Annotated in this window: 11 protein-coding genes; 9 read left to right on the forward strand and 2 right to left on the reverse strand. The window is 73.6% G+C overall.

The genetic code is table 11. The annotated features are described in order from the left end of the window. Positions 1-66: 66 nt before the first annotated feature. On the reverse strand, positions 67-567 hold the full coding sequence (locus ACFCY7_RS38030) for a carboxymuconolactone decarboxylase family protein (RefSeq protein WP_376490659.1): 501 nt from the start codon (positions 565-567) through the stop codon (positions 67-69). An 87-nt stretch (positions 568-654) separates the two neighbouring features. Here ACFCY7_RS38030 and ACFCY7_RS38035 point away from each other — a divergent pair, with 87 nt between their 5' ends. From ACFCY7_RS38035 to ACFCY7_RS38050, 4 genes are all read left to right on the forward strand, one after another. After that, on the forward strand, positions 655-1,578 hold the full coding sequence (locus tag ACFCY7_RS38035; RefSeq protein WP_376490660.1) for a pirin family protein: 924 nt from the start codon (positions 655-657) through the stop codon (positions 1,576-1,578). Between the two features lie 74 nt (positions 1,579-1,652). After that, the gene (locus ACFCY7_RS38040) at positions 1,653-2,000 is read left to right on the forward strand and encodes a GNAT family N-acetyltransferase (RefSeq protein WP_376490661.1); all 348 of its coding nucleotides are present in this window, start codon (positions 1,653-1,655) and stop codon (positions 1,998-2,000) included. 141 nt (positions 2,001-2,141) lie between these two features. Then, the gene (locus tag ACFCY7_RS38045) at positions 2,142-2,714 is read left to right on the forward strand and encodes an antibiotic biosynthesis monooxygenase (protein WP_376490662.1); all 573 of its coding nucleotides are present in this window, start codon (positions 2,142-2,144) and stop codon (positions 2,712-2,714) included. A 124-nt stretch (positions 2,715-2,838) separates the two neighbouring features. Continuing rightward, a complete protein-coding gene (locus tag ACFCY7_RS38050) occupies positions 2,839-3,651 on the forward strand; it encodes a thioesterase family protein (protein WP_376490663.1) in 813 nt (270 codons plus the stop codon). A 115-nt stretch (positions 3,652-3,766) separates the two neighbouring features. On the opposite strand, the gene ACFCY7_RS38055 is transcribed toward ACFCY7_RS38050, so the two are convergent. Continuing rightward, positions 3,767-4,294 carry a hypothetical protein gene (locus tag ACFCY7_RS38055; protein WP_376490664.1) on the reverse strand — a complete coding sequence of 176 codons (528 nt, stop codon included), beginning with the start codon at positions 4,292-4,294 and terminating at the stop codon, positions 3,767-3,769. 243 nt (positions 4,295-4,537) lie between these two features. Here ACFCY7_RS38055 and ACFCY7_RS38060 point away from each other — a divergent pair, with 243 nt between their 5' ends. The 5 genes from ACFCY7_RS38060 to ACFCY7_RS38080 all read left to right on the forward strand — a co-directional run bounded on the left by ACFCY7_RS38060 (position 4,538) and on the right by ACFCY7_RS38080 (position 9,332). Continuing rightward, positions 4,538-5,494 (forward strand): ankyrin repeat domain-containing protein, encoded by a 957-nt coding sequence (locus tag ACFCY7_RS38060; RefSeq protein WP_376490665.1) that lies wholly within the window; start codon positions 4,538-4,540, stop codon positions 5,492-5,494. Between the two features lie 139 nt (positions 5,495-5,633). Further along, complete coding sequence (locus ACFCY7_RS38065; protein WP_376490666.1) at positions 5,634-7,844, forward strand: hypothetical protein; 2,211 nt, start codon at positions 5,634-5,636, stop codon at positions 7,842-7,844. Between the two features lie 163 nt (positions 7,845-8,007). Then, positions 8,008-8,472: an SRPBCC family protein gene (locus ACFCY7_RS38070; RefSeq protein WP_376490667.1), complete on the forward strand. Its 465-nt coding sequence runs from the start codon at positions 8,008-8,010 to the stop codon at positions 8,470-8,472. After that, on the forward strand, positions 8,469-8,804 hold the full coding sequence (locus ACFCY7_RS38075; protein ID WP_376490668.1) for an ArsR/SmtB family transcription factor: 336 nt from the start codon (positions 8,469-8,471) through the stop codon (positions 8,802-8,804). Before ACFCY7_RS38070 ends, ACFCY7_RS38075 begins: the two co-directional genes overlap by 4 nt. 87 nt (positions 8,805-8,891) lie before the next feature. Continuing rightward, positions 8,892-9,332 carry an SRPBCC domain-containing protein gene (locus tag ACFCY7_RS38080; protein ID WP_376490669.1) on the forward strand — a complete coding sequence of 147 codons (441 nt, stop codon included), beginning with the start codon at positions 8,892-8,894 and terminating at the stop codon, positions 9,330-9,332. The last annotated feature ends 32 nt before the right edge of the window (positions 9,333-9,364 follow it).

Genomic DNA, 9,364 nt, shown 5'->3' on the forward strand with positions numbered 1-9,364 from the left:
GCCGTCGGTGGGCGCTCGGGTGCCACTGACGCCGTCCACGTGCGGGGCGGGGCGGGGCGGCCGCCGTCAGGAAGTCGTGCTCTCCCGCACCGGGTGCTTGCTCAGGATCGACACGCGGTTGAAGGCGTTGATGGCGATGGCCACCCAGATCACGGCCGAGATCTCGCCGTCGTCCAGGACCTCGCGCGCACTGTCGTACGCCCGCTCCTGGGCGAGCGCGTCGGCGGGATGGGTGGTGGCCTCGGCGAGGGCGAGGGCCGCGCGCTCGCGGGCGGTGAAGAGCTCGGTGTCGCGCCAGGCGGCCAGCACGCCCAGGCGCCGGGTGGTCTCGCCGGCCCGCAGCGCGGCGCGGGTGTGCACGTCGAGGCAGTAGGCGCAGCCGTTGAGCTGGGACACCCGGAGGTTGACGAGTTCGACCAGGATCCGGTCGAGGCCGGCCTCGGCCGCCGTGGTGCGCACGGCGTCGGCGGTCCTCACCAGTGCCCGGTACGCGTCGGGACTCCGCTTGTCGAGGTAGACCCGATCGGTGACCCCGGGCGCCCACGTGGTCTCTGCCGTCTCGCTCACCCTGCACTCCTTCGCCGGTTGTCATCGGGACGATGATCAACCATACTTGTTGAAAACGAAACTACATCACTGCGGAGGGGCCTGAACATGGGCGACACGGAGATCGAGATCCTGACCTCCCGGGACGTTCCGCTGGGCGGACCACGTGCCATGACCGTACGCCGCACCCTGCCGCAGCGGGCCCGTACCCTCATCGGCGCCTGGTGCTTCGCCGACCACTACGGCCCCGACCGGGTCGCCGAGTCCGGCGGCATGGACGTCGCCCCGCACCCGCACACCGGCCTGCAGACCGTCAGCTGGCTCTTCGCGGGAGAGATCGAGCACCGCGACAGCCTGGGCACCCACGCCTTCGTACGCCCCGGCGAGATCAACCTCATGACCGGCGGGCACGGCATCAGCCACACCGAGGTCTCCACCCCCGGCACCACCGTGCTCCACGGCGTGCAGCTCTGGGTCGCCCTCCCCGACGCACACCGCCACGCCCCGCGCGACTTCCAGCACCACGCCCCCGAGCCCCTCCGCCTCGACGGGGCCGAACTCCGGGTCTTCCTGGGCACCCTCGCCGACCGGACCTCCCCGGTCCGCACCTTCACCCCGCTCCTCGGCGCCGAGATCCTGCTCGACCCCGGAGCCACCGTCACCCTCGACGTCGACCCCGACTTCGAGCACGGCCTCCTCGTCGACGACGGCGACGTCCGCCTCGACGGCATCCCCCTCCGCCCCGCCGACCTCGGCTACGCCACCCCCGGCCGCACCACCCTCACCCTCGCCAACGCCTCCGACCGCCCGGCCCGGACGGTCCTGCTCGGCGGCCCGCCCTTCGAGGAGGAGATCGTGATGTGGTGGAACTTCATCGGCCGCGACCACCAGGACATCGTCGAGGCACGAGAGGCCTGGGAGCAGTCCTCCGACCGCTTCGGCGCCGTCGAGGGCTACCCCGGCGACCGACTGCCCGCCCCCGCCCTGCCCAACGCCGTCCTCACCCCGCGCAGGAACCCGCCCCGCCACTGAGGGCCGCGGCCGACCCGCTCCCCCGTACCGCCCTTCGCCCCCGACACGCCGAAATCCCTTCCGAAAGGACCGCCATGAGCGAGCAGACCCCCACCCCGGCCCCCGTCGTCCGCCGCGTCGACGCCCGCCACCGCTACGAGATCCTCGTCGACGAGAAGCGCGCCGGGCTGACCGCGTACCGCGACCGCGACGACCGGCGGGTCTTCTTCCACACCGAGATCGACGACGCCTACGCCGGCCAGGGGCTCGCCTCGATCCTCGTCGAGCAGGCCCTCACCGACGTCCGCGCCTCCGGCATGCGGATCGTCCCGGTCTGCCCGTACGTGGCCAAGTTCCTCAAGAAGCACGACGAGTTCGCCGACCTCACCGACCCGGTGACCCCCGACGTCCTGACCTGGCTCGACGCCCAGCTGGGGCGCTGACACCCCCGCTCCTCCACGACCCCGCGTCCGCGCCGCACGACGGCCCCGCGGCTCCACGGGGACTCACCCGATCACGCTGGCCTCCGGCGGCGCCCGGCACGTAAAGTGCGGACGGGCGCGGCGAGATCACGAGGAGTCCCTGTGACCGCGGTCAGCCTGGAACACGCCACCGTCCCCGCCGACACCGGCGAGGTGACCCTCCTGATAGCCCGCCGGGTGCAGCCCGGCCACGAAGCCGCCTTCGAACGGTGGGCGAAGGGCATCCTGGAGACCGCGGCCGCCTTCCCCGGCCACCTCGGGTACGGGCTCTTCCGCTCTTCCGGCGGCGACGCCCCCTGGTTCCTCGTCCACCGCTTCCGCGACACGGAGGCGTGCCGGACGTGGCAGGAGTCGCCGGAGCGCGCGGCCTGGTTCGCCGACTGCGACGGGCACCACCACACCGAGATCGCCCGGCGCACCCTGACCGGCATGGAGACCTGGTTCGCCGAGCCGGGCTCGACGCGCCCCGCGCCGCCCCGCTGGAAGATGGCGATCAGCGCGACCCTGGCGATCTATCCCCTCTCCGTCCTCGGCGGCCTCTTCCTCGTCCCGCACCTCACCGCGCTCCCCCTCCTGGTCAGCAGCGCGATCACGGCCTGCGTCCTCAACGTCCTCATGACGTACGCCGCCATGCCCGCCGTCAGCAGACTCCTGCGCCGCTGGCTCACCTCGTAGCCCCCGCCGCCCCCGCGTGTGCGATGGGTCACGGTGCGCGGACACCGATCACCCCTACGATGCGTGATCGGTACACCTTTCTTCGCCTGCGTGCGCGCGGGCACCGCCCGAGGAGACGCACACCGTGAGCACAGGCGCAGCCGCCCGCGAGAGCTACTACGAGCGGACGGGCGAGCACCGCTACAAGCCCACGGCACACGCGGGCGGCGCCTGGAGCGCCGACGAGCAGCACTTCAGCCCGCTCGCCGGACTCGTCGCGCACGCCGTCGACCGGCACGTGGCGGACCGGCCCGGCGGACTGCTCCTCGGACGGATCAGTTACGACATCCTCGGCCGCATCGCCCTCGACGAGTGCGAGATCACCGTGGAGACCGTCCGCCCCGGTCGCACCATCGAACTCCTCGAAGCGACCGTCGTCATCGGCGGGCGGGCGGTGGTCCGCGCCCGGGCCTGGCTGCTCGCGTCCCTGGACTCCTCGTCCGTGGCCGACAGCCCGTCCGGCCCGCTGCCCGCCCCCGACACGCTGCCCCGGTGGGAGATGGGCGCGGCGTGGAACGGCGGGTACGTCTCCTCGATCGACGTCCGCCGCACTCCCCCGACCCGCAAGGGCCGCGGCACCGCGTGGATCTCCTCGCCCCTGGACCTGGTCGCCGGCGAGGCGATCAGCCCCCTCGCGTCGTACCTCGCACTCGTGGACACCGCGAACGGCATCGCCGTCCAACAGGACCCGACGGCCTGGATGTTCCCCAACCTCGACCTCACGATCCACCTGCACCGGCAGCCCGAAGGCCCGTGGACCGGCCTCGACACCACCGTCACCTTCGGCCCCACGGGCCAGGGCCTCACCAGCAGCGTCCTCCACGACCTCCACGGCCCCGTCGGCCAGGCCGAGCAGATCCTCACCGTCCGCCCCCAGCCCCGACGCCCACAGGAATGAACCCCGAGGGGCCCTCGGACCGCCGCCGCGGACGGGCCCCACTCGGTCGCCGACTGCCGCCATGAGGCCGCACCCGCCGCCCGCACCCGCCACCGGACGTGTCGCCCGCGGACGGTCAGGCCGCGCGGCAGAGTTCCTCGGGGCCCGTCGGGGCCGCGATGCGCCCCGAGGACGCGTACAGGGGGCGGGGGCCGGGGGTGGCGGTCGCGGCCCGCGAGCGGGTGCGCGCGAAGACGACGAGCCGCAGCACGGCGAAGCGGGCGACTCCCGCGAGGGCGGAGGCGGACAGGTAGACGGCCTGCTGGAGCAGGGCGCCGGGTGCGGTCACCAGCATCTGGAGGACGAGCATCGCCGCGCACGTCACGACATACGCGGCCGCCGCCGATCCGGCGGACTGCGCGTGCTGGCGCACGGTCGCCCTGCTGCCCGCACCGAAGGTGAACCGGGCGTGCAGCTCGGTGGCGAGGAGCGTGGAGACCACCGCGACGAGGGCGTTGGCGAGCATCCAGGGAATCCAGGCGGCGAGGGCGCCGACGGCGAAGCTGGAGGCGACCCCCACCCCACCACCGCAGAGGACGAAGCGGGTGAAGGCGACGAAGGCGCCGGGTGCGGCCGACTCGTGTCGACTCCTTGCTGACTCCATGACCGGCCCCCTGTAAGCGATGCCCCACCCCGAGAAAGCGCGCCGTCCGGTCCGTGGAACCGAGGTGCGCGCCATCAATGGTGCCATCATGGCGCATGAATGGCACCATGGCGAGCCATTATTGGCACCCTCAAGGCGTCAGGGTCTCCGCGACCGGGAGAGCGGCCCGCTGTCGGACCCGTGTGGGAGTGTGTGGGAAGGGGGCTCGGGGAGCCCTCCGGTCGCCGAGGAGGGGGCGTGGTGATGACGCACGGGGATGGCTGGACCGGCATCGGAACGGACTGGGAGAAGGACCACGAGGCCGTCCGACGACGCCTCGAACAGGGCGCCGACCCGGAGGCGTGGAGCGGGGGCCGTCCGCTGCATCGCGCGGCGGCGTTCGGCTCACCGGAGGTGGTCGCGGAGCTCGCCCGGCGCGTCGTGGACGTGGACGCCCTGGAGAACGGGGTGACGGCACTGTGGGAGGCCGTCGTGTCGCGGCGGCCCGACAACGCGAGAGCCCTTGTCGCAGCCGGAGCGGATCCGTGGCGGCGGTCGCACGGCGGCTGGTCGCCCGGACGACTGAGCCTGGCCGGGCCGACACCGGAGCTGTTCACCGCACCGGACGGCGAGCGGCTGAGCGAGTCGGAGCGGCTGGTGGCCGCCGAGGCCGCGCGGCTCGTCGAGGCGTTGGGCCGCTTCCCCTACGAGGGAACGGGGCTCGCCTGCGTGGCCGGCATCGACGCGGCCGAGGCGGTGCGGCGCCTGGAGGCGGAGCCGGTGCCCGACGAGGACGCCGACGACGTGGTCGACGACCCGTACGCGTACGAGACGGACGAGATCCTGCCGATCGTCGGGGTCACCTCCGTGCCGGGCGGCTGCGTCGTGACCCAGCCCTGGGGGTACGCACCGCAGATGCCCGGCGTACTCGCCCGCCTCTCCGCGGGGACCTTCTGCTACGGCCTGTACGCCAACCCCAAGAGCGGCAACCAGGGCAGCATCGCCCGCGACGGCTCCCTCGACGCCTGGGACCTGCACCCGGGCGGCGGGCCGCACGAGGACGACTCCCCCGCCGAGGTCCTGACCTCCTACCTCTTCCACTGCGACCCCGTGGCGTACGCGTGCTCCTTCGCCGGCCTGCGCCCGTCGAACGCCCGCCCGGTCGTCGGCCCGCCCGACCTGTGGGTCCGACTGCCGGAGCGCGACCACTGGAGCGCCTGACGCCGGTCGGCCCCGACGCCCACCCCCGCGGGCACGCGCACCCACCGGGCGTTTGACACGCGCCGCCCGGAGACCGAGGGTCGAAGAGAGGGACGAGGTCGCGACCGATCCACCTGGCCGAACCGAGCCGGGAGACCTCATGAACATCACGCGACACCTGCGCTACGGAGAACTCGACATCGAGGTGCCGGGTGGTCCCACCACCGGCGGCCGGATCACCCGGCTGCCCGCCGCGCCGAACCCCCGCTTCACGCCGCGCGCCCCCGTCACGCTCGCCCCACCGCCGCTGCTCCTCGGACGCCGGGAAGAGCTCCGCGCCGCACGCGACGCCCTCGCGGCCCGCCGCCCCGTCGAGTTCTACGGGCCTTGCGGGATCGGCAAGACGACCCTCCTCCAGGCCGTGGCGGCCGACGCCACCGGTCGCGGCCACCCGGCGGTCGTCCTGCGCCCCGGCACCGACGGCACGAACGACCTGCTCCGGCGCGCCTTCGCGGCGCTCCACCGGCGCGACAACCCCTGGGCGCCCACCCCCGGCCAGTGCGCCGACGCCCTCTCCCGCCTCGGCGCCGTGCTCCTCCTCGACGACGTCACGGGCGACCTCCCCCGGATCGCCTCCCTGGTCGACGCGCTCCCCGGCTGCGCCGTCGTCCTCGGCGCCCCCCACCCGCTCCTGGGACGGGCCGGCACGTCACACCCCCTCTCCGGCCTGCCCGACCCCGCGGCCCGGGCCCTGCTGGCGCACGAGACGGAAGCGGAGCCGACCGGAACCACGGGGGCGACCGCGCCGAACGGGGCGACGGTGCAGACCCGCGTGCCCCAGGTGACCCGGGTGGTGGCCGGGCAGGGGCAGGGAGCCGCCGCCCGGTTCGTCGACGCCGTCGAGGGCCGGCCGCTGAGCCTTCGGCAGGGCGCCGCCCTCGTCCGTGAGGGCGCGTACACCTTCGACGAGCTGACCGCGTCCCTCCAGCACGACCCGCGCGCACTCGACCGACTCGCCCTCGCCACGCTCACCGAGGGCGAACGCCGGGTCCTGTCCGTACTCGCCCTCCTGGCGGGCCCCTTGCTCCCCGGTGACCTGCTGACGGTCATGTGCGATGCCGACGACGCCGCCGGAGCCCTGCGGAAGCTCCGCCGCCACGGCCTGGCGGAGGAGCACGACGACCGCTTCGGGCTGCCGGCCTGCCGGGCCGAGAGCTACCGGGACACCCTCCTGGCCCACCTCGACGTCTCCCACTCCGTCCACGCGCTGGGCGGCTGGCTGCTCGCCCGCGATCCCACGAGCGACGAGGCCGCGGACGTCGCCGGGGCGGCCCTCTCCGTGCTCTCCTTCGTCACCGAACGCCGCGACTGGCCGCACGTGATCACCCTCGTCCGCGCGGTGCAGCCGGTCCTGGCCCTCAAGGGCCGGTGGGAGGCGTGGAACCACGTCCTCACCGAGGGGATCGAGGCCGCCAGAGCGTGGGGCGACCCCGCGTCCGAGGCGCTTTTCACCCACCAGCAGGGCCTGTCCGCCTGCTGCGACGGGCGACTCGACGCCGCCCGGACCGGCTTCGAACAGGCCGCCGCGCTCTGGGACCGCGTGGGCGACGCGGCCGGAGCCGAGACCGCCCGACACAACATCGCACAGCTGCGAGCGACGCCCGCCGCCACCGCACCGTCCCGCCCGGCCACGACGCCGTCCGCGCCGCCACCGCCACCCCCACCGACAGCCCCACCGCCACCCTCGGCGACACCTTCGGCGAAGACTCGCCCCTCACCCTCCACTTCAGCTTCCACCCCGCCGCCCCCAAGCCCGCCCGCCCCGCACGGCCCCGCGCCGTCCCGCCGCAACCGCAAGCGCCGGTGGACGGTCGCCGCGGCCTGCGCCGCCGCCGTTCTCGCCGCCGCCATCGCCCTCGGCGCCCTCCTCCAGGACGGTGACTCCCCGCCAGGTGCCCCCGCGGCCACCGACCGGACGCCCTCCGCTCCTCCCACCACCTCCGCTCCCCCGCCCTCACCCGTCACCGGCACCTACGCCCGCGGCGAGGGCCGCGCCCAGTTGCGCCTGCTCCTGGAACCGGCGGGCCCGGGCGCGTACCGGGCCGTCGGAACCCAGGACGGCACCCACGGAACCGACGTCGGAGCCTGTGAGCAGGAGCTCGGGAACGAGCCGGTCGTCGAGCCCTCCGAAGCCGTCGTCCGGGGCGACGGATCCAGCTACGAGGGCACCTTCATCCAGGTGAACCCGGGGACGGGCGGCACCTGCCGCTACCTGGCGTACGACGTGACGCTCGACGTCGTCGACCGGAACACGGTCCGGTTGTGCCCCGAGGAATCGGACCAGTGCCTCGTCTACCAGCGACTGGGCTAGCGCTGCGACCTCGTGCGGGGGGCTGGATGGTGAGGCCCCTCACGGCCGACGGGCAGCCGGCGTTCGCTTCCACCCCCCTTCGCGCAACCAAGTGTTGCGCATGGCGCGCGACGGCTCTACAGTTGTCGTGCAACCAAAGGTTGCGAGAGACTGGGAGAGCGGCATGGAGCGCGGCAGCATCGAACGCGAGATCCACATCGACGCGAGGCCCGAGGTGGTCTACGAGGTGGTCAGCAGGCCCGAGCACCTGCGGGAGTGGTGGCCGGACGAGGCGGACCTCGACCCCGTGGCCGGCGGCACCGGGGTCATCACCTTCGGCGACCCGGCCTCGCCGGACGCGAAGGCCGTACCCCTCACCGTCGTCGAGGCGGACCCGCCCCGCCGGTTCTCCTTCCGGTGGGTGCACGACGAGACCGAGGCCGCGACGGCGACGAACTCGCTCCTCGTGGTCTTCGAGCTGATCCCGTCGGGCGCGGGCACGCTGCTGCGCTTCACCGAGACGGGCTTCCGGGAGAAGGGCTGGGAGGCCGCCGTACTCGAACAGCAGTACCGCGAGCACGTCTCCGGATGGGACCACTTCCTGCCCCGCCTCGTCACGTACGTCGCACGGCTGGTGTCGACGCCGTGAACACCGTCATCGACGACGAGCTCTGGACCGCGGTCGGCGACCCGACCCGGCGGCGGATGCTCGACCTGCTGCTCACCGGCGGCGGCACGGCCACCACGCTCAGCGAGCACCTCCCCATATCGCGGCAGGCGGTCGCCAAGCACCTCGGTGTGCTCCACCGGGTCGGGCTGGTCCAGGTCACCCCGTCCGGACGCGAGCGCCGATACGAGGTCGACGAGGCCCAACTCGCGCGCGCGGTCGCCCAACTGACCTCCGTCGGCACCGCATGGGACGCCCGCCTGCAGCGCATCAAGCGCCTCGCCGAGGCGATCCAGCGCAGCCAGGAGGACTGAGCCCCACCACCCCGCCCCACCGCCCCACCGCGGGCGGCGAGGAACGACGCCCCACCGCGGGCGCCCACCCGAGAAAGAGGTAGCGAGATGCTGGACATCCTGCACAGGATCGGAGTCGAGTCGTCCCCCGGCGCCGTCTACGAGGCGCTGACCACGGTCGACGGCCTCGCGCACTGGTGGACCGAGGACACGGACGGCGACCCCGAGGTCGGCGGAGTCGTCCGCTTCCGCTTCGAGCCCGGCGGATTCGACATGAAGGTCCTCGAAGCCCGCCCCGACGAGCGCGTGCTCTGGGAGGTCGTCGACGGCCCCGAGGAGTGGATCGGCACCCAGGTCCACTTCGACCTCAAGCAGGAGGACGGCTACACGATCGTCCTCTTCCGACACGCCGGCTGGCAGCAGCCCGTGGAGTTCATGTACCACTGCAGCACCAAGTGGGCCACCTTCCTCATGAGCCTCAAGAACCTCATCGAAACCGGCAAGGGCGAGCCCGCGCCGAGCGACGTGAGGATCAGCAACTGGCACTAGTGACGCTTCGTCACGTCCGCGGCCTCGACAGC

The sequence above is a fragment of the Streptomyces sp. NPDC056361 genome (assembly GCF_042262805.1).
In the GTDB taxonomy this organism is placed as follows: domain Bacteria; phylum Actinomycetota; class Actinomycetes; order Streptomycetales; family Streptomycetaceae; genus Streptomyces.

Bases quoted from the DNA above. Each gene is read 5' to 3' on its own strand.
- ACFCY7_RS38035 (WP_376490660.1), top strand. From the start codon at position 655: ATGGGCGACACGGAGATCGAGATCCTGACCTCCCGGGACGTTCCGCTG.
- ACFCY7_RS38080 (WP_376490669.1), top strand. From the start codon at position 8,892: ATGCTGGACATCCTGCACAGGATCGGAGTCGAGTCGTCCCCCGGCGCC.
- ACFCY7_RS38040 (WP_376490661.1), top strand. From the start codon at position 1,653: ATGAGCGAGCAGACCCCCACCCCGGCCCCCGTCGTCCGCCGCGTCGAC.
- ACFCY7_RS38065 (WP_376490666.1), top strand. From the start codon at position 5,634: ATGAACATCACGCGACACCTGCGCTACGGAGAACTCGACATCGAGGTG.
- ACFCY7_RS38060 (WP_376490665.1), top strand. From the start codon at position 4,538: ATGACGCACGGGGATGGCTGGACCGGCATCGGAACGGACTGGGAGAAG.
- ACFCY7_RS38055 (WP_376490664.1), bottom strand. From the start codon at position 4,294: ATGGAGTCAGCAAGGAGTCGACACGAGTCGGCCGCACCCGGCGCCTTC.
- ACFCY7_RS38070 (WP_376490667.1), top strand. From the start codon at position 8,008: ATGGAGCGCGGCAGCATCGAACGCGAGATCCACATCGACGCGAGGCCC.